The 21,765-nt window shown below is 74.2% G+C and carries 2 protein-coding genes; both read right to left on the reverse strand.

Annotated elements, in window-relative coordinates; genetic code table 11:
- A partial coding sequence (locus J0670_RS06505; protein ID WP_207810420.1) for an MbtH family protein occupies positions 1 to 221 on the reverse strand: 221 nt, incomplete at its 3' end.
- Positions 221 to 21,765: non-ribosomal peptide synthase/polyketide synthase (locus J0670_RS06510; protein WP_207810421.1), on the reverse strand; the 21,545-nt coding region annotated here is incomplete at its 5' end. The genes J0670_RS06505 and J0670_RS06510, both read right to left, overlap by 1 nt.

The following is a 21,765-nucleotide window of genomic DNA, read 5'->3' on the forward strand; positions in this document are numbered from 1 at the left end:
TACCGCTGGGCGTCCATGGCGTCGGCGAGGCTCCTGGGCCGCATGTCGGTCCAGGACTGCTCGACGTACTCCAGGCAGGCGGCGTGGGTGTCGGGGCCGTGGGCGACCGTCCAGCCGGCCGGGACGTCCGCGAACTGCGGCCAGAGCGAGTGCTGGTTCTCGTCGTTGACGAGCACGAGGAAGGTGCCGTCCTGGTCGTCGAAGGGGTTGGTCGTGGACATCAGTCCTCCTGGTGGGAATGGGTGGTGTCGCCGGTGGCCTCGGTGATCCTGGCGGCCAGGATCGGTCCGATCTGGGCCAGTGAGCCGGCTTGGGTCATCCGGTCGTGCCGGGTGGTGATCTCGTGCGATTCGATCCGGCCGGTGACGTACGGGCGCCAGGTCTCGGGCCCGGCGTTGTCCTCGGCCCGGTCGATCGTGGAGTTGAAGAGCAGCAGGTCTCCGTCGAAGCCGCCGGGGACGAAGTCGACCGCCAGCTTCGCGTTGTTGATCATGATGTCGACGATCACCTCGACCTGTCGCTCGTTCAGGCCGGCCAGCGCGCTGCCCCGCCGGTTCAGCACCTCGGCGACCTCGGCGTAGGTGATCTCCCGGTCGCCCAGCTCGTCCGGGTCGACGTCGAGCACGCCGACGAGCACGTCCCGCACGGTGGGCACCGGAGCCACCTCGAACCGCACGTCCTTCACCGGGTAGGCGTCGAGGATCGCCAGCAGCGCGGTCCGTTCGCCGCGCGACTGCAGCTCGCAGGCGATCGCGTGGGCGATCAGCCCGCCGGCGGACCAGCCGAGGAGCAGGTACGGGCCCTCCGACTGGATCTTCTGGATCTGGTCGGCGTAGTCGGCGGCCATCTCCTCGTAGGACGCCGGCAGGGGTTCGGGCCGGCCGAGGCCGCGCGCCTGGATGGCGTAGACCGGGTGCTGCGGGCCGAGGTGGTTCAGCAGTCCGCTGTACGACCAGCTGATGCCGCCGCCGGGGTGGATGCAGAACAGCGGTGTCCCGGTCCCGGTCGAACGCAGCGGCAGCACCACGTCCAACGCGTCGTCGGGGTCGTCCATGAGCAGGCGCTCGGTGAGACCGGCCACGGTCGGTGCCTCGAACAGCATCCGCAGACCCAGCTCCAGGCCGAGGGTCTCGCGGACCCGGGAGGCCAGGCGGGCGGCCAGCAGCGAGTGCCCGCCCAGGTCGAAGAAGTCGTCGTCGATGCTCACCTGCTCCCGGCCGAGGACCTCGGCGAAGAGGCCGCACAGCAGCTGCTCCTGCGGAGTCCGGGGGCCGCGTCCGGCGTCCGAGGTCCCGTACTCGGGGGCGGGCAGAGCGGCACGGTCGAGCTTGCCGTTGGCGGTCAGCGGCAGCGCGTCCACGGTGACGAACGCCGCCGGCACCATGTAGTCGGGCAGGTCGCGGCGCAGCCGGCCGGACAGCTCGCCCGCCTCGGGCGCCCCCTCCGGGGTGGGCACCAGGTAGGCGACCAGCCGCTTGTCGCCCGGCCGGTCCTCGCGGGCGACCACGGCCGCCTGGGCGACGCCCGGGCAGCCCGCGAGGACGGCCTCGATCTCACCGGGCTCGATCCGCAGGCCGCGCAGCTTGACCTGGTGGTCGGCGCGTCCGGCGAAGTCCAGCGTGCCTTCGGCCCGCCACGACGCGAGGTCGCCGGTGCGGTACATCCGGCTCCCGGGCGGCCCGTACGGGTCGGCCGTGAAGCGCTCCGCCGTCAGGCCGACTCGCCCGAGGTAGCCGCGGGCCACTCCCGTCCCCGCGAGGTACAGCTCGCCGACCATGCCGGTCGGCATCGGGCGCAGCCTGTCGTCGAGCACGTAGGCGCGCATGTTCGCCATCGGCCGACCGATCGGCACGGTCGCGGCGTTCTCGGGGAGGGCGCGCACCGGGTGCCAGGTGGCCAGGGTGGTGGCCTCGGTGGGCCCGTAGCCGTTGACCACCTCGATGCCGGGGCAGGCCTCCAGCACCCGGGCGACGGCGGCCGGGGAGACCACGTCGCCGCCGGTCCACACCTCGCGCACCCCGCCGAGCAGGCCCGGGCGCTCCTCGGCGACCAGGCGGAACAGTCCGGCCGTGAGCCACAGTCCGGTCACCCCGTTCGAGGTGATCGTGTGCTGGAGCAGGTCGAGGTCGAGTTGCTCCGGCGGTGCGACCACGACCCGGCCGCCGTTGAGCAGCGGCACCCACAGCTCGTAGGTGGAGAGGTCGAAGGCCGTCGGGGAGTGCATCAGCACCCGCTCGTGTCCGCCGCCCCGCCACTCGGGGGTGAGTGCGAGGCCCACCACGTCGCGGTGGGTGACGGCCACGCCCTTCGGCCGGCCGGTCGAGCCGGAGGTGTACATGATGTACGCCGACTGCCCGGGCACGCAGGAGACTTCGACGTCGGAGGGATCGGCGGCCTCGGAGTGCTCCAGTGCGGTGAGCACCTCCTGGGTGAGCACCAGGGCGGCCCCGCTCTCCCGCAGGATCAGGTCGATCCGGGAGGAGGGGAAGCGCGAGTCCAGCGGCACGTAGGCGCCGCCGGCCTTGATGATCGCCAGGATCGCCACGACCAGCTCCGCCGAGCGGTCCATCATGACCGCGACGGGCGTCTCCGGCCGTACGCCCTGGCGGATCAGCGCCCGCGCCAGGCGGCCGGCCCGCCGGTCGAGCTCCGCGTAGGTCAGCTCGACACCGCCGGCCACGACCGCGACCGCCTCCGGGGTGGCCCGCACCTGGCGGGCGAACAGCTCCGGCACGGCGGCCTCGGGCAGCTCGGCCGCGGCACCGTTGGACCCGGCGAGCAGGCGGCGGCGTTCCTCGGCGGGCATGATGTCGATCCGGCCGATCGGCCGGTCCGGGTCGGCGACCGCCGCGCGCAGCAGACGGGCCCAGCGCTCGAACAGCAGCTCCACGGTGGGCGCGTCGAACAGGTCGGTAGCGTACTCCACGGCGCCGACCAGGCCGTCGGGGTCACCGTCCGGGCGGAACTGCTCGGCCAGGCTGAAGGTCAGGTCGACCCGAGCGGTCCCGGTCGACGCCTCCACGTGGCCGGTCTCCAGCCCCGGCAGCGCGAACTCGCCGACCGGTGCGTTCTGCAGGGCCAGCATGATCTGGAACAGCGGGTGGTGGGCCAGCGACCGCGCCGGGTTGACCACCTCGACCAGGTACTCGAACGGCACGTCCTGGTGGTCGTACGCGGTGAGCGCCTTCTGCCGGACCCGGCCGAGCAGTTCGGCGAAGCCGGGGTCCCCACTGGTGTCGGTGCGCAGTACCAGGGTGTTGACGAAGAAGCCGACGAGATCGTCCAGCGCCTGGTCGGTACGGCCGGCGATCGGACTGCCGACCGGGATGTCCGTACCGGCTCCGAGCCGGGTCAGCAGGGCCGCGAGTCCGGTCTGGAGCACCATGAACATGCTGGCGCCGCGCGCGGCCGCCAGGTCCCGCAGGGCCTGGTGCAGTTCGGCGTCCAGTCGGACCACGACCCGGTCGCCCCGCTGGGAGGCCACCGGTGGCCGGGGCCGGTCGGCGGGCAGCTGCAACTGCTGCGGGATGCCGGCCAGCTCCTCCTTCCAGTAGGCCAGTTGCCGGGCGAACAGGCTGTCCGGGTCGGCGGCGTCGCCGAGCAGGTCGCGCTGCCAGAGCGTGTAGTCGGCGTACTGCACCGGCAGCGGGGACCACTGCGGGGCCTCGCCCCGGCAGCGGGCCGCGTAGGCCGCGGCGAGGTCACCCGAGAGCGGGCCCATCGACCAGCCGTCGGCGGCGATGTGGTGCACCACGACCAGCAGCACGTGCCGGTCGGGGGCGAGGGCGTACAGCTCCGCCCGGACCGGCGGCTCCGCGGCCAGGTCGAAGCCGCACCGGGCCGCCTCCGCCAGGCGCTCCGCCAGCCGGCTCTCGTCGAGCTCGACCACCGGCAGTGCGGGGTGCGCCTGCGCGCCGTTCAGCACGACCTGGTACGGCACGCCGTCCGTCTCGCGGAAGACCGTCCGCAGGCTCTCGTGCCGGGCCACCACGTCCGCGAGCGCGGCGTGCAGGGCCGGGCGGTCCAGTTCGCCGGTCAGGCTGAGCGCGAGCGGCATGTTGTAGGTGGCGCTCGGCCCGTCCATCCGGTGCAGGAACCACAGGCGGCGCTGGGCGAAGGACAGCGGTACCCTCCCCCCGCCTTGACGGCCGGGGGGTGCCCCCACGGGGCGGGCCCGGGCGGTCAGCGCGGGCCGTGCCGCTCCGGAGCCGTCCAGACGGGCCGCCAGCCCGGCCACGGTCGGGGTCTCGAACAGCGTCCGGACCTCCAGCTCCGCGCCCAGGGTCGCCCGGACCCGGGAGGCCAGCCTGGTCGCCAGAAGGGAGTGCCCCCCGAGGTCGAAGAAGCTGTCGTCGACCCCGACCTGCGCCAGGCCCAGCACCTCGGCGAACAGCTCGGCGAGGAGCTGCTCCTGCGGGGTGCGCGGCGCCCGCCCGGCCGCGACCGGGCCGAGGTCCGGTGCGGGCAGCGCACGGCGGTCGAGCTTGCCGTTGGCCGTCAGGGGCAGCGCCTCCAGCGCCACGATCGCCGACGGGACCAGGTAGTCGGGCAGCCGGCCGCGCAGCCAGTCACGGAGTTCACCGAGGAGGGCACCGGTGCCCCGGCCGCCGGTCGGGCGGTTGGTCAGCGAGGACAGCGACGCAGCCGTGGCCCGGGCCGGCCGGTACGCCTCGACCGGGGAGCCGTGGAGCGCCTTCGGGTCGGTGAAGACGACGTCCACGGCGTCCGCCGCGGTGGCCGACCAGGTGACGGCCACCGAGCGGCCGAACTCCGACCCGAGGGCGTGGAAGTCCTCCGGGTCGGGGAGTTCGCCGTTCTCCGGGGCGTGCAGCCGGTCCAGCAGCTCGGCGAGCGAGCCGTCGCCGTTCTGCACCGCCCGGGCCAGTGCGGCCTCCCGCGCCACGCGGCGGTTCGGGACCCCGGTGATCCGCAGCACCTCGGCGGGCGGCTGGGCGAGCAGCTCGCGCAGTTCGCCCGGCCCGGCGACCTGCCGTTCCCAGGCCAGTTCGACGGCCCGGTCCGGGGCCGTCGGGGTGACCGGCGGCTTGTGCAGCGTCACGTCGTAGCGGTAGCGGGTCAGCTCGTTGTGGTGGCGGCCGCGCTTGACCTCGACGGCCATCGCGCCGATGTCCGTGCCGTGCCCCCGCAGGGCCGTGAAGAAATCCGGGTCGACGAGGAGCTCCTTCTCCACCCGGAGGGCCTGCTCGACGGCCCGGCGCACCGCGGCGAGGTCCACGCCGTCGCCGGTCCGGTGGAGCTGGACGGCGGTGGCCAGCGGGCGCAGCAGCCGCAGGTTGCGGACGTCGCCGACGAACAGCGCCCCGCCGGGGGCGAGAAGCCCCATCAGCTTCCGGATCACGTCGGCGAGGTACTCGGCGGACGGGAAGTACTGCACCACCGAGTTGATCACGATGGTGTCGAACTCCCCGACCGGCAGTCCGTCGGTGTCGTGAGCCGGGCGGGTCTGCAGCACCACGCGCCCGGCCAGCCGCTCCTCCCGCGCCACCTGGGCGCTCAGCGCGTCGATCGCGGTGGCGGAGAAGTCGGTCGCCCAGTACGCCTCGCAGTGCGGCGCGATCTGCGAGAGCAGCAGACCGGTGCCGACACCGACCTCCAGCACCCGGCGGGGGCGCAGGGCCAGGACGCGGGAGACGGTCGCGTCCCGCCACTCCCGCATCTGCTCGACGGGGATCGGGCTCGTGTCGTAACTGCTGTTCCAGCCGACGAAGTTCTGGCCGAAGGCGGTTTCCTCGGGGGTGATGGGCAGGGCGTCGTAGATGTCCTGCCACTCCCCCACGTGGTCCGCTTCCAGGCCGCTGTCCCGGGCCTCGTCCTGACGTGGGACGACGTAGCCGACGAGGCGGTCGTCCTGGGCGAGGACGGCGGCCCGGGAGACGGCGGGGTGCTCGGCCAACGCCGTCTCGACCTCGCCGGGCTCGACTCGGAAGCCGCGGACCTTCACCTGGTCGTCGGCGCGGCCGATGTACTCCAGGTTCCCATCCGCGGTCCAGCGCACCAGGTCGCCGGTGCGGTACATGCGGTTCCCGGGCGAGCCGAACGGGCAGGCGACGAACCGTCCGGCCGTCAGGCCCGGCCGGTTCAGGTAGCCGCGGGCCAGACCCGCGCCCGCGACGTACAGCTCACCGGGCACGCCCGGCGGCACCGGCCGCAGCCGGTCGTCCAGCACGTACACCCGGGCGTTGGCGATCGGCCGGCCGATCGGCGGTACGCCCTCCCCCGGGGACAGCGGATCGCTCATGGTCGCGCAGACCGTGGTCTCGGTCGGGCCGTACGCGTTGATCATCCGCCGCCCGGGTGCCCAGCGGTCCACCAGCTCCGGCGGGCAGGCCTCACCCGCCACCACCAGTGTCGACACGGTCACCGGGCCTTCCGGCACGGCGGCGAGGACGGACGGCGGCACGGTCACGTGGGTGACCGCGAGGCCCGGGTCGGTCAGCGCGGCGACCGGGTCCGCCGCCGGGGGCAGCACCAGGGCCGCGCCGCGCAGCAGGGCGGTGTAGATCTCCGACACCGAGGCGTCGAAGCTGGGCGAGGCGAACTGGAGGACCCGGCTGTCGGGTTCGATCGCGAACCGCTCGATCTGGGCGGCGACCAGGCTGGCGACCCCGCCGTGGGCGACCACCACGCCCTTGGGGCGGCCGGTCGAACCCGAGGTGTAGATCACGTAGGCCGGATGCCGGATGTCGAGCGCGACCACGGGGTCCGTGTCCGGCCAGTCGCCGTCACCCACCATCGCCGGGTCGTCGACCACCACCGAGGGCCGGGCGTCGTCGAGCATGAACGCGATCCGCGCCCGCGGGTACGACGGATCCACCGGCAGGTACGCCGCCCCGGCCTTCAGCACACCGAGGACCGCCACCACCGACTCCACCGAACGCGGCAACGCCACCGCCACCACCTGCTCAGGACCCACACCCCGCGCGACCAACGCATGCGCGAACCGGTTCGCCCGAGCGTTCAACTCCCGGTACGTCAAGGCGACATCGCCACCCACCAACGCGACCGCGTCCGGCGCCACCGCCACCCGCGCCGCGAAGGCCTGCGGCACCGGTACGGCGCCCACCTCGCGGGCGGTCTCGTTGCCCCGCTCCAACAGCCGGTGCCGCTCGTCGCCGTCGAGGAGGTCGATCCGACCGATCGACCGGTCCGGGTCGGCGGTGACCGCCTCCAGCAGGAGCGTCCAGCGCCGCACGAGGGCCTCGACCGTCGAGCGGTCGAACAGGTCGGTGGCGTACTCCGCCGCGCCGACGATCCCGGCCGGGCTCCCGTCCGGGCCGAACCGCTCGACGAGGCTCACCCCGAGGTCGAACTTGGCGGTTCCGGTGGCCACCGCGTAGGTGGCGACCTCCAGGCCGGGCAGCGAGAACCGGCCCATCGGGGCGTTCTGCACGGCCAGGACGGTCTGGAACAGCGGGTGGTGGGACAACGACCGGGACGGGTTCAGCACCTCCACCAGGTGCTCGAACGGCACGTCCTGGTGCGCGTACGCCGACAGCGCCGTCTCCCGCACCCTCCCCAGCAGCTCCGCGAAGCTCGGATCACCACTCGTGTCGGTGCGCAGCACCAGCGTGTTCACGAAGAAACCGACCAGCTCGTCCAGCGCCTCGTCGGTACGACCCGCGATCGGACTCCCGATCGGAATGTCCGTGCCCGCGCCCAGCCGCGTGTACAACGCCGCCAACGCCGCCTGCAGCACCATGAACAGGCTGGTGCCGGTGTTCCGGGCCAGCTCGGTCAGGGCGGCGTGCAGTTCGGGGCTCAGTTCCAGGCCGACGTGGTCCCCGTGCCAGCCGGCGACGGCCGGCCTCGGCCGGTCGGCGGGCAGCCGGAGCAGTTCCGGCAGGTCGGACAGCTGCCGCTTCCAGTAGTCGAGCTGCTCGGCGAACCGGCTCTGCGGGTCGGTGGCGTCGCCGAGCAGGTCGCGCTGCCAGAGCGTGTAGTCGGCGTACTGCACCGGCAGGTTCGACCAACTCGGCGTGCGGCCCGCGCTCCGGGCCGCGTACGCCTCGGCGAGATCGCGGGCCAGCGGGCCGGTCGACCAGCCGTCGCCGGCGATGTGGTGCATCACCAGCAGCAGCACGTGCTCGTCCGGGGCGACGGCGAACAGCTCCGCCCGCAGCGGCGGCTCCGCCGCCAGGTCGAAGGGCCGCCGGGCGAACTCGGCGAGCCGGTCGTGCAGTTCAGTCTGCGAGACCTCGGTCAGCCGGGCCCGGGGCCGGGCCTCGGCCGGGTCCAGGACCCGCTGGCACGGGACGCCGCCCACCTCCGGGAACACCGTCCGCAGGCTCTCGTGCCGGGCCACCACGTCTGCCAGCGCCTCGTCCAGCGCCGGCCGGTCGAGCGTTCCGGTCAGCTGGAGTGCCAGCGGGATGTGGTAGGTCGCGGCCGCGCCGTCCATGCGGTGCAGGAACCAGAGCCGGCGCTGGGCGAAGGACAGCGGCACGGCCTCCGGCCGCTCCCGCGCGGTCAGCGCCGGGCGGGCGCTGCCGGTCTCCGCCAGTGACCCGGCCAGGCCCGCCACCGTGGGCGACTGGAAGAGCGCGCGCAGCCCGAGCTCCACGCCGAGCACCGAGCGCACCCTGGCGGCCAGCCGGGTGGCGAGCAGCGAGTGCCCGCCGAGGTCGAAGAAGTCGTCGTCGACCCCGACCCGTGGCCGGCCCAGCACCTCGGCGAACAGCTCGCACAGGATCTGCTCCTGCGGCGTGCGCGGCGCCCGGCCCGCCGCCGTGGTCACGGACTCGGGCGCGGGCAGCGCAGCCCGGTCCAGCTTCCCGTTCGGCGTCAACGGCAACGCCTCCAGCAGGACGAACGCCGACGGCACCAGGTAGTCCGGCAGTCGCTCGCGCAGGTACGCCGCCAGCTCCGCCGGACGGACGGTCGCGTCCGGACGAGCCGTGACGTAGCCGACGAGGCGGTCGTCCTGGGCCAGGACCGCCGACTGCGCGACGGCGGGGTGCCCGGCCAGGGCCGCCTCGGTCTCGCCGAGTTCGATCCGGAAGCCGCGGACCTTCACCTGGTCGTCGGCGCGGCCGATGTACTCCAGATTCCCATCCGCGGTCCAGCGCACCAGGTCGCCGGTGCGGTACATGCGGCTCCCGGCCGGGCCGAACGGGCAGGCGACGAACCGTCCGGCCGTCAGGTCCGGCCGGTTCAGATACCCGCGCGCCAGCCCCGGGCCCGCGACGTACAGCTCTCCTGCCACGCCCGGCGGCACGATGCGCAGCCGCTCGTCCAGCACGTACACCCGGAAGCCCGCGACCGCACGGCCGATCGGCGGCACGCCGGACCCGGAGGACAGCGGGTCGCTCATGGTCGCGCACACCGTGGTCTCGGTCGGGCCGTACGCGTTGATCATCCGCCGCCCGGGCGCCCAGCGGTCCACCAGCTCCGGCGGGCAGGCCTCACCCGCCACCACCAGGGTGGTGGCCGTGACGTCGGCGCTGTCCACTGCCGCCAGGGCCGAGGGCGGCAGGGTCACGTGGGTGACGCCGAGCCGGTGGTCCGTCAGGGCCTCCAGCGGGGCGTCCGCCGGGGCCAGGACGAGGGCGGCACCGCTGAGCAGGGCGCTGCAAACGTCCCAGAAGGACGCGTCGAAGCTGGGAGAGGCGAACTGGAGCACCCGGCTGCCCGCTGCCACGCCGAGCCGCTCGACCTGCGCCGTCACCAGGCCCGACACGCCGGAGTGGCTGACCACGACGCCCTTGGGGCGGCCGGTCGAGCCCGAGGTGTAGATGACGTAGGCCGGGTGCCGGATGTCGAGCGCGACCACGGGGTCCGTGTCCGGCCAGTCGCCGTCACTCACCGTCGCCGGGTCGTCGACCACCACCGAGGGCCGGGCGTCGTCGAGCATGAACGTGATCCGCGCCCGCGGGTACGACGGATCCACCGGCAGGTACGCAGCCCCGGCCTTCAGCACACCGAGGACCGCCACCACCGACTCCACCGAACGCGGCAACGCCACCGCCACCACCTGCTCAGGACCCACACCCCACGCGATCAACGCATGCGCGAACCGGTTCGCCCGAGCGTTCAACTCGCGGTACGTCAACTCGGCCCCGCCACCCACCAACGCAACCGCGTCCGGCGCCACCGCCACCCGCGCCGCGAACAGTTCCGGCAGGCTCACCCCGGCCGCCCCGCCCTCGACGGCGGGCAGCAGCTCGCGCCGCTCCTCGGCGGACAGCAGGTCGATCCCGCCGATCGGCCGGTCGGGCGCGGCGGCCACCGCGGCCAGCAGCCTGGTCCACCGGGCGACCAGAGCCTCGACCGTCGAGCGGTCGAACAGGTCGGTGCTGTACTCGACCGCACCGCTGAGCCCGGCCGGCGCGCCGTCGGGCCCGTGCTCCTCCGCGAACCCGAAGGTCAGGTCGAGCCGAGCCGTCCCGGTGAGCACGCTCACCCCGGAGACCCGCAGGCCCGGCAGCTCGAAGTCACCGCCCGGCGCGTTCTGCACCACCAACCCGGTCTGGTACAGCGGGTGGTGGGACAGCGAGCGGGACGGGTTCAGCGCCTCCACCAGGTGCTCGAACGGCACGTCCTGGTGGGCGTACGCGGACAGCGCCGTCTCCCGCACCCGCCCCAGCAGCTCCGCGAAGCTCGGATCACCGCTGGTGTCGGTGCGCAGCACCAGCGTGTTGATGAAGAAGCCGACCAGCTCGTCCAGCGCCTCGTCGGTACGGCCCGCGATCGGACTCCCGATCGCGATGTCCGTGCCCGCGCCCAGCCGCGTGTACAACGCCGCCAGCGCCGCCTGCAGCACCATGAACAGGGTCGCACCCGAGCGTCGCGCCAAATCCGCCAGCGCAGCGTGCAGTTCGGCGCCGATCCGGACTTCCAGCAGGTCGCCGCCGTACGACATGGTGGCCGGGCGTGGCCGGTCGGCAGGCAGCTGCAGCTGCTCGGGCAGCCCGGCCAGCGCCTGCGTCCAGTAGGCGACCTGGCGACCGAACACGCTGTCGGCGTCGTGCTCGTCTCCCAGGATCTCGTGCTGCCACAGGGTGTAGTCGCCGTACGTCACCGGCAGCGGCGGCCAGGCCGGCGCCCCGCCGCCCTGCCGGGCGGTGTAGGCGGTGGCCAGGTCACGGGCCAGCGGGCCCATAGACCAGCCGTCCCCGACGATGTGGTGCATCACCAGCAGCAGCACGTGCTCGTCCGGCCCGACCGCGAACAGCTCGGCCCGCAGCGGCACTTCCGAGGTCAGGTCGAAGCCGCGCACCGCCGCCTCGCGCAGCAGCGCGGGCACCTCGGCCTCGCCGGCCGCGCGTACGGTCAGCGGGACGGCGACCTCGGCGCTGTCCAGCACCCGCTGGAAGGGAATTCCGGCGGTGTGCGGGAAGACCGTGCGCAGGGTCTCGTGCCGGGCCACCACGTCCGCGATCGCGGCGCTCAGCGCGGCCCGGTCGAGGTCTCCGGACAGCCGCAGGGCCAGCGGCATGTGGTAGGTGGCGCTCGGTGCCCCGAACTGCTGGAGGAACCAGAGCCGGCGCTGGGCGAACGACAGCGGCATCGGTTCGCGTCGGGGCCGGGGAACCAGGGCCTGCCGCGCGGTGCCGGCGTCGTGCAGCCCGGCCGCCAGCCCTGCGGGTGTCGGGGTCCGGAACAGGCTGCGCAGCTCCAGCTCGACCCCGAGGGTCGCACGGACCCGCGAGACCAGTCGGGTGGCGAGCAGGGAGTGACCGCCCAGCGCGAAGAAGTCCTCGTCGACCCCGACCCGGGCGAGGCCCAGCACCTCGGCGAACAGCTCGCACAGGATCTGCTCCTGCGGCGTGCGCGGCGCCCGGCCCGCCGCCGTGGTCACGGACTCGGGCGCGGGCAGCGCCGCCCGGTCCAGCTTCCCGTTCGGCGTCAACGGCAACGCCTCCAGCAGCACGAACGCCGACGGCACCAGGTACTCCGGCACCCGGCCGCGCAGGTACGCCGCCAGCGCCGCCGCGGTCGCCCCGCTCCCGGTCGCGGGGACGACGTACGCGACGATCCGGTCCTCCCGGGCGAGCACCGCGACCTGGGCGACGCCCGGGTGCGCGGTCAGCTCGGCCTCGATCTCGCCCGGCTCGACCCGGAACCCGCGCACCTTCACCTGGTGGTCGACCCGGCCGGCGAACTCCAGCTCGCCGTCGGCGCGCCAGCGGACCAGGTCGCCGGTGCGGTACATACGAGCGCCGGCCGGGCCGTACGGGTTGGCGACGAAGCGCCCGGCGGTGAGCCCGGGCCGGTTCAGGTAGCCCCGGGCCAGTCCCGCCCCGGCGAGGTACAGCTCACCCAGCACGCCGGGGGTGACCGGTCGCAGCGCCGAATCCAGCACGTACACCTGGCAGTTGGCGATCGGACGGCCGATCGGCACCGGCGACGGGCAGTCGGCGGGGTCGGCCGGCAGCGGGTAGGCGGTGATCACATGGGTTTCGGCGGGACCGTAGTGGTTGTGCAGCACCCGGCCCGGCCGACGGGCCCGGAAGCGGCGCAGGGCACCGCCCAGCCGCATCGCCTCACCGGCCTGGGCGACCAGCCGCAGGACCGGCAGCTCCAGCCCGGCCTCCTCGGCGGCCTCGGCCAGCGCCTCGACCACCAGGTTGGGCGCGAACAGCTCCCCCACCTCGTGCCGGTCCAGCCAGTGGGCGAACAGTTCGGCGCTGCGCCGCTGTTCCTCGGTCGGCACCACCAGGGTCTTGCCGTACAGCAGCGCGGAGAGCACCTCCTGCACCGAGACGTCGAAGCTGATCGCGGTGAACTGCGCGGTGCGCGTGCCGGGTTCGCCGCCGACGGTCCCGTGGTGCCACGCCAGCAGGTTCAGCAGTCCGGCGGCGGGCATCACCACGGCCTTGGGCCTGCCGGTGGAACCGGAGGTGTAGATGACGTAGGCCGGGTGCCGTGCGTCCACGGGGACGACGGGGTCGGTCTCCGGGTGGTCCCCGGCGGGTGTCACGTCCGCGAGGTCGTCGAGCACCACGGCGGGCCGGGCGTCCTCCAGCATGTACGCGATGCGGGCGGCCGGGTAGTCCGGGTCGACCGGCAGATAGGCCGCGCCCGTCTTGAGCACCGCGAGGACGGCGACCACCAGCTCGGCCGAGCGCGGCAGCCGCAGGGCGACGACCTGCTCCGGGCCCACGCCGCGCGCGATCAGCGCGTGGGCCAGGCGGTTGGCCCGGCGGTTCAGCTCGCGGTAGGTCAGCGCGGTGTCCTCGAACAGCACCGCCTCGGCCTCCGGGGTCGCCCGGACCTGTGCCGCGAACCGGGCGGCCAGGCCGGTGTCAGGAGTGGGACGGGCGGTGTCGTTGCGGGCGACCAGCAGCTCCTGCCGCTCCTCGGCGGTGAGGACGTCGATCCGGCTCAGCGGCCGGTCCGGCTCGGCGACCACCGCCGCCAGCAGCCGCAGCCAGCGGGCGACCAGTGCCTCCACCGTGGCGCGGTCGAACAGGTCGGTGCCGTACTCGACCCGCCCGACGATGCCCTCGGCCGGCCCGCCGGTGCCGCCGCGCTCCAGCAGGTGGAAGCCGAGGTCGAACATCGCGGTGGGCGTGCGCACCAGGAGGATCTCGGCGCCCAGACCGTCCAGCGCGAACTCGGTGCGGGGCACGTTCTGCAGCGCGAGCAGCACCTGGAACAGCGGCTGGCGGGCGAGCGACCGGGACGGGTTGAGGGCCTCGACGACGTGCTCGAAGGGCAGGTCCTGGTGCGCGTACGCGCCGAGCGCGGCCTCCCGGACCCGGACCAGCAGCTCGGCGAAGGACGGGTCGCCGCTGGTGTCCGTGCGGAGCACCAGGGTGTTGACGAAGAACCCGACGAGGTCGTCCAGCGCCTGGTCGGTCCGGCCGGCGATCAGACCGCCGATCGGGATGTCCGTGCCCGCGCCGAGCTTGTCCAGCAGCGATGCCAGGGCGGCCTGCAGCACCATGTACACGCTGGCGCCGTGCTCCCGGCCCAGCCGGACCAGCCCGGCGTGCAGTTCGGCGTCCAGTTCGATCGCGAGGTGGCCGCCGGAGTGGGAGGGGACCGCGGGGCGATGCCGGTCGGCGGGGAGCCGGATCTGCTCCGGCAGGCCCGCCAGCGTCCGCTTCCAGTAGTCCGCCTGACGGGAGAACAGGCTGTCCGGGTCGGTCGCGTCGCCGAGCAGCCGGTCCTGCCACAGGGTGTAGTCCGCGTACTGCACGGGCAGCGGCGCCCACCGCGGCTCCTCGCCCCGGCGGCGTGCCGCGTACGCGGTGGCCAGGTCGGCGGCCAGCGGGCCCAGCGACCAGCCGTCGCCGGCGATGTGGTGCATCACCAGGAGCAGCACGTGCTCGTCCGCCGAGAGCTCGAACACCTCGGCGCGCAGCGGCGGTTCGCTGGCGAGGTCGAATCCGCGGGCCGCGGCCGCCGTCAGCAGTTCCGGCAGGGCCGGCTCGTCGGTCGGGGTGACCGACAGGCTCGGGTGCGCCTCTTCGGCGGCCAGCACCTGCTGGTGGGGCACGCCGTCCACCGACGGGAAGACCGTGCGCAGGGTTTCGTGCCGGGCGACGAGGTCGCCCAGCGCCGCCTCCAGGGCCGCCAGGTCCAGCCGCCCCGAGAGCCGCCACGCGAGCGGCATGTTGTAGACGGAGTCGGCGCCCTCCAACTGGCGCAGGAACCACAGCCTTCGCTGTGCGGACGACAGCGGCACCATCCCCCGGCCTTCGGCCGGGGGTTCCCCCACGGGCCGCTCCGCCCGCTCCAGGGCGAGCCGGGCCCGGTCCGCCCCGCCGAGGCCGGCGGCCAGCCCGGCCACGGTCGGGCTGCGGAACAGGGTCTGCAACGGCAGCTCCACGCCCAGCGTCGCACGGACCCGGGCCACCAGCCGGGTGGCCAGCAGGGAGTGCCCGCCGAGGTCGAAGAAGTCGTCGTCGACGCCGACGCCGGGCAGGCCCAGCACCTCCGCGAACAGTCCGGCCAGCACCTGCTCCTGAGGAGTGTGCGGTGCCCGGCCGGCCCGCGTCGCGGTGGACTCGGGCTCGGGCAGGGCGCGCCGGTCCACCTTGCCGCTGGCGTTCAACGGCAGGGCGTCGAGGGAGACGAACACGGCGGGCACCATGTAGTCCGGCAGCCGGTCGCGCAGGTGCGCCCGCAGGTCCTCCGGCCGAGGCTCCGCCCCGGTGGCGGCCACCAGGTAGGCGACCAGGCGGGAGGCCCGCGCCCGGTCCTGCCGGACGATCACGGCGGCGCGCGCGACCAGCGGGTGTTCCGCCAGCGCGGCCTCGATCTCGCCGAGTTCGATCCGGAAGCCGCGGACCTTGACCTGGTCGTCGGTGCGGCCGAGGAACTCCAGGTTCCCTTCCGGGTTCCAGCGCACCAGGTCACCGGTGCGGTACATCCGCCCTCCTCGCCCGCCATCGGGCTGGGGGCACCTCCCGGCCGCCAGGCCGGGGGCGAGGGGCCCGGATCCGCTCGGACCGAACGGATCCGCGACGAACCGCCCGGCGGTCAGACCCGGCCGGTTCAGATATCCGCGCGCGAGGCCCGCACCGGCGAGGTACAGCTCACCCGGCACACCGGCGGGCACCGGCTGCAACGCGGCGTCGAGCACGTGCAGTCGGACGCCCCCGAGCGGCCGGCCGATCACCGGACGCGCGCTCGACTCCACCGGGGCGACGACCGAGTCCACCGTGCACTCGGCCGGCCCGTAGTAGTTGAGGGAGAGCACCTCATCGGCCGCCCGCAGCCGCGCCCACAGCTGCTCCGGTACGGCCTCACCGCCCAGCCCGACCATCGAAGGACGCCACCGAGGGTGGTCCAACAGGCCGTGATCGACGAGGACTTGCAGGTAGGACGGGGTTCCGCCGACCGTGTCCAGTCCGGCGCGCGCGGCGTACTCGAGGTAGGCGTCCGGGTCGGTCCAGGTCGCCTCGTCCAGGACGTGCAGCTCGTGGCCGGCGAACAGGGCGAACAGCTGGTCGCAGGAGGCGTCGAACGACACGGACGTGGTCAGCCCGATCCGCATCCGCTCCTTGATCCCGAAGACCAGCGGACGCTGGCCGGCGAACAGGTTGACCAGGCCGCCGTGCGTCGCCACCACACCCTTGGGCTTGCCGGTCGAACCGGAGGTGTAGATGACGTAGACCGGGTGGCCCGGATCGATGGCCACCGCGGGGTCCGTCGCCGGGCGGCCCGCGACCAGCTCGGCCGTCTCCGGGTCGTCGACCACCAGCCACCCGGCCGGACCGTCCGGCAGCCGGCTCCGGGTGCGGGCGTCGGTCACCGCCAGGACGGGCAGGGCGTCGTCGAGCATGTACTCGATCCGCGCGGACGGGTACTCCGGGTCGACCGGGACGTACGCCGCGCCGGTCTTCAGCACCGCGAGGATCGCCACCACCAGCTCCGCCGAGCGCGGCAGGGCCACCGCCACCAGCCGCTCCGGCCCCGCGCCCCGGGCGATCAGGGTGTGCGCCAGCCGGTTCGCCCGCGCGTCCAGCTCCGCGTACGTCAGCGACGAATCCGGCCCCACCAGCGCGACGCGGTCCGGAGTCGCCCGCACCTGCTCCCGGAACAGCTCCGGAAGGCTCGCGGTGAAGGCCTGGGCCGCCGGACCGGTGCCCAGCGCCGTCAGCTCGGCGCGCTCTTCGGCGCCGAGCAGGCCGAGCCGGCTGAGCCGCCGCCGCGGGTCGGCGACCGCGGCGCGGAGCAGCCGCTCCCACCGGCCGATCATCGTCTCGACGGTGGCCGGGTCGTAGAGGTCACTGGTGTACTCGACGGACCCGTCGATCCCCTCCGGGGAACCGTCCTGCGCGTGCCGCTCCGACAGGGTGAAGATCAGGTCGAGCTTGGCGGTGGTCGACGTCGACGGCACGTCCTCGACGCGCAGCCCGGGCGGCGCGAAGTCGGCCCGGGGTGCGTTCTGGAGCACCAGCATGACCTGGAACAGCGGGTGGTGCGACAGCGACCGGGACGGGTTCAGGACCTCGACCAGGTACTCGAACGGCAGGTCCTGGTGGGCGTACCCGGTCAGCGCGGTGTCCCGGACCCGGCCCAACAGCTCGGCGAAGGTCGGGTCGCCGGAGGTGTCGGTACGGAACACCAGGGTGTTGACGAAGTAGCCGACCAGCGCGTCCTGCGCCTGGTCGGTCCGGCCCGCGACCGGGCTGCCGACCGGGATGTCGTCGCCCGCGCCGAGCTTGCTCAGCAGCGCGGCCAGCCCTGCCTGGAGCACCATGAACAGACTGGTCCCGTGCTCACGGGCGAGCTCGCGCAGACCGCGGTGCAGCTCGGCGTCCAGCCCGGCACGCACGGAACCGCCCCGGTGGGAGGCGACCGCCGGGCGGGTCCGGTCGGTGGGCAGCTGGATCTGCTCCGGCAGACCGGCCAGCTGCCGGGTCCAGTAGGCCGCCTGACCGGCGAGCAGGCTCTCCCGGTCGGTGGAGTCGCCGAGCAGTTCGTGCTGCCACAGGGTGTAGTCGGCGTACTGGACCGGCAGCTCCTCCCACCGCGGTTCCTCGCCGCGGCGGCGCGCCGCGTAGGCGGCGGTCAGGTCCTGTGTGAGCGGGCCCAACGACCAGCCGTCACCCGCGATGTGGTGGAGCACCATCTGGAACACGTGCTCGTCCGGTGCCAGCTCGAACAGCTCGACCCGCAGCGGCACGTCGACCGCGAGGTCGAACCGACGGTCCTTCGCCTCCGCCACGACGGACGACAGCTCGGCCTCGGTGGTCCGGCTCACGTCCAGCCGAGGGCGGCCGGCCACGACGTCCAGCACCCGCTGGTACGGCACGCCGTCCACCGCCGGGAAGACGGTGCGCAGGCTCTCGTGTCGGGCCACCACGTCCGCCACCGCGGCTTCCAGGGCCCGCCGGTCCAGATCCCCGGACAGCCGCCAGACCAGGGAGATGTGGTAGTTCGCGCTGGCGCCCTCCAGCTGGTGCAGGAACCACAGCCGCCTTTGCGCGAACGACAGCGGAATCACCTCGGGGCGCTCGCGCCGCACCAGGGCGGCCTGCGCCGGTCCGGCCGCCACCAGGGCGGCGGCCAGGGCGGCCGGGGTCGGCGCCTCGAACAGGGTGCGCAGGGGCATCTCCACGCCGAGCGTCGCACGGATCCGGGCGGCCAGGCGGGTGGCGAGCAGGGAGTGCCCGCCCAGGTCGAAGAAGCCGTCCTCGACGCCTGCCGACGCCACGCCCAGGACCTCGGCGAACAGCTCGCAGAGGACCTGCTCCTGCGGGGTGCGCGGCGCTCGGGTGGCAGCCGCCGGGGCGAGGTCGGGGGCGGGCAGGGCCCGGTGGTCGAGCTTGCCGTTGGCGGTCAGCGGCAGCGCCTCCAGCACGACGAACGCCGACGGCACCATGTGCTCCGGCAGCCGCTCGCGCAGGTGCCCACGCAGGTCGGCCGGGCGCGGCGCGGCTCCGGCGGCCGGCACCAGATAGGCGACCAGCCGGGTGTCGTCGGCCCGGTCCCGGCGGGCCAGGACGGCGACCTGGGCGACGCCGGGGTGTGCGGCGAGCGCCGCCTCGATCTCGCCGAGCTCGATCCGGAAGCCGCGCACCTTCACCTGCTGGTCGGCCCGGCCGACGTAGCGCAGGGTGCCTCCCCCAGCGCCCCCAGCCTGGCGGCTGGAAGGTGCCCCCACCGGCCGGGGGGACCCCCATGCCTCGCGCCGCACCACGTCGCCGCTGCGGTACATCCGCGATCCCGGCGGTCCGAACGGGTCGGCGACGAACCGTCCGGCGGTGAGGCCGGGCCGGTTCAGGTAGCCGCGCGCCAGCCCGGGGCCGGCGACGTACAGCTCACCGGGCACGCCCGGGGCCACCGGCCGCAGGCCGTCGTCGAGCACGTACGTCCGCAGGTCCGGGAGGCCCGCGCCGATCCGGCCGGCGGCGGTGTCGGCGCGGCCGAGCGCCGCGTAGGTGACGTGCACCGTGGTCTCGGTGATGCCGTACATGTTGACCAGCCGGGGCGCGTCCTCCGGGTGCCGCTCGTACCAGCTCGCCAGCCGGGCGTGCTCCAGCGCCTCGCCGCCGAACACGACGGTCCGCAGGGCGAGTTCACGCGGGTGCTCGGCGTCCGCCTGCATCAGCTGGTAGAAGGCGGACGGCGTCTGGTTGAGCACCGTCACCCGCTCGCGGACGAGCAGGTCCAGGAACGCGCCGGGCGAGCGGCTGGTCTCGTGGTCCACGACCACGAGGCGGCCGCCGTGCAGCAGCGCGCCCCACAGCTCCCACACCGAGAAGTCGAAGGCGTAGGAGTGGAAGAGGGTCCAGACATCGTCCTCGGAGAAGCCGAACAGCTCCTCGGTGGTGCCGAACAGCCGCACCACGTTGCGGTGCGGAACCACCACACCCTTGGGGTTGCCGGTGGAGCCGGAGGTGTGGATGACGTAGGCGGGGTGGCCGGGATCGACGAGGACCTCCGGATCCGTGTCCGGCAGTCCGTCCAGGTCGAGCGCGTCCAGCGGCAACCTGTCGACCTGCTCCGCACCCGGCAGCTCGCCGGTCCGGCTCGTCGTCAGCAGCAGCGACGGCCGGGCGTCCTGGAGCAGGTACGCGATCCGGGCGGCCGGATACGCCGGGTCGACCGGCACGTACGCGGCACCGGCCTTGAGCACCGCGAGCACCGCCACGACCAGGTCCGCCGAACGCGGCAGGGCCAGCGCCACCAGCTGCTCCGGTCCCACGCCCCGGTCGATCAGGGCATGCGCGAGCCGGTTGGCGCGGGTGTTCAACTCGCCGTAGGAAAGGGACACTTCACCGTCGGTGAGGGCGGCGGCGGCCGGGTTCGTCCGAACCCGCCGCTCGAAGAGCGCGGTCAGGCTGCTCCCCGGCGTCTCCTCCTCCCGGTCGGTACGAGCCGGGAGCAGCGCGCGGAGCTCCTCCGCGGAGAGCACGTCCACCCGGCCGATCCGCCGGGTGGGGTCGGCGACCACGGCGCGCAGCAGCCGCAGCCACCGGTCGACGATCCCCGCCACCGTGGCCTCGTCGAACAGGTCGGTGCTGTACTCGACGACGCCCGACAGCCCTTCCTCTCCGGGCTGTTCGGCCAGGATGAAGGTCAGGTCGCACTTGGCCGTCCCGGTGTGGACCAGGTCGGTCGTCACCCGCAGTCCCGGCAGGTCGAACGTGCCGAGCGGCGCGTTCTGCAGGGCGAGCATGGTCTGGAACAGGGGGTGGTGCGCCAGCGTCCGGGTCGGGTTCAGCGCCTCCACCAGGTGCTCGAACGGCACGTCCTGGTGCGCGTACGCGGCCAGCGCGTCGGAGCGCACCCGGCCCAGGAGTTCGGTGAACGACGGGTCTCCGGACAGGTCGGTGCGCAGCACGAGGGTGTTGACGAAGAAGCCGACCAGGTCGTCCAGGGCCTCGTCGGTGCGTCCCGCGACCGGCGTGCCGATCGGGACGTCGGTGCCGGCGCCGAGCTTGCCCAGCAGGGCGGCCAGACCGGCCTGGAGCACCATGAAGAGGCTCGCGCCGCCGTCCCGGGCGAGCGCGCGCAGGCCCTCGTGCAGCTCGGCGTCGATCCGCATCGCGAGGTGGGCGCCCCGGTAGGACATCACCGCCGGGCGGGGCCGGTCGAAGGGCAGCTCGACCTGCTCGGGGAGGTCCGCCAGCTGCTCCCGCCAGTACGCGAGTTGGCCGCTCAGCAGGCTGTCCGGGTCAGCGCCGTCGCCGAGCAGTTCCCGCTGCCAGAGGGCGTAGTCGGCGTACTGGACGGGCAGTGGCGACCACTCCGGCTTCGCGCCCTCGGCGCGGGCCGCGTAGGCGGTCGTCAGGTCCCGCAGGAGCGGCCCCGTCGACCAGCCGTCACCGGCGATGTGGTGCACCACGAGCAGCAGCACGTGCTCCTCGTCGCCGAGCCGGAACAGTTCGGCACGCAGCGGCGACTCCTCGGAGAGCTCGAAGCCGTACCGGGCCGCCTCGGCCAGCCGGTCCGGCAGGTCGCGCTCGCCGACCTCGGTCACCCGCAGCCGCGGCCGTGCCTCGTCGAGGCCGAGCACCCGCTGGTACGGGACGCCGTCGGCCACGGGGAAGACGGTGCGCAGGCTCTCGTGTCGCCCGACCAGGTCCGCCAGGGCGGCGTCCAGGGCCCGCTGGTCCAGGTGGCCGGACAGCCGCAGGGTCAGCGGGATGTTGTAGGTGGCGCTCGGACCCTCCATGCGGTGCAGGAACCACAGCCGGCGCTGCGCGAAGGACAGCGGGACGGCCTCGGGCCGCTCGTGCCGCCCCAGTCCCGGGCGCGCCCGGCCCGCGACGTCCACCGCCGCCGCCAGTTCCGCCACCGTCGGCGCGTCGAACAGGTCGCGCAGCCTCAGCTCCACGCCCAGCACCGACCGCGCCCGGGCGACCAGCCGGGTGGCCGACAGGGAGTGCCCGCCGAGGTCGAAGAAGCTGTCGTCCAGCCGGGGCTCGGACACCCCGAGCACTTCGGCGAACAGCCCGGTCAGCAGGTGCTCGACCGCGGTGCGCGGAGCGCGGCCCGGTGCGGCGGGCTGCCGCTCGGGCTCCGGGAGGGCGCGCCGGTCGAGCTTGCCGTTCGGGGTCAGTGGCAACGCGTCCAGCACCACGAACGCCGACGGCACCATGTACTCCGGCAGCCGCTCCCGCAGCCGGGCCCGCAGCGCGTCCGGTTGGACGGCCTGCCCCGCCGTGGGAACGGCATACGCGACCAGCCGGGGCTCCTCCTCGGTGCGCACCACGACGGCGGCCCGGGCGACCTCCGGCTGTTCGGCGAGGACCGCCTCGATCTCGCCGAGTTCCACCCGGAACCCGCGCACCTTGACCTGGTCGTCCGTACGCCCGAGGAACTCCAGGTTCCCTCCCC

Source organism: Streptomyces sp. FH025, assembly GCF_017427025.1.
Lineage (GTDB): Bacteria > Actinomycetota > Actinomycetes > Streptomycetales > Streptomycetaceae > Kitasatospora.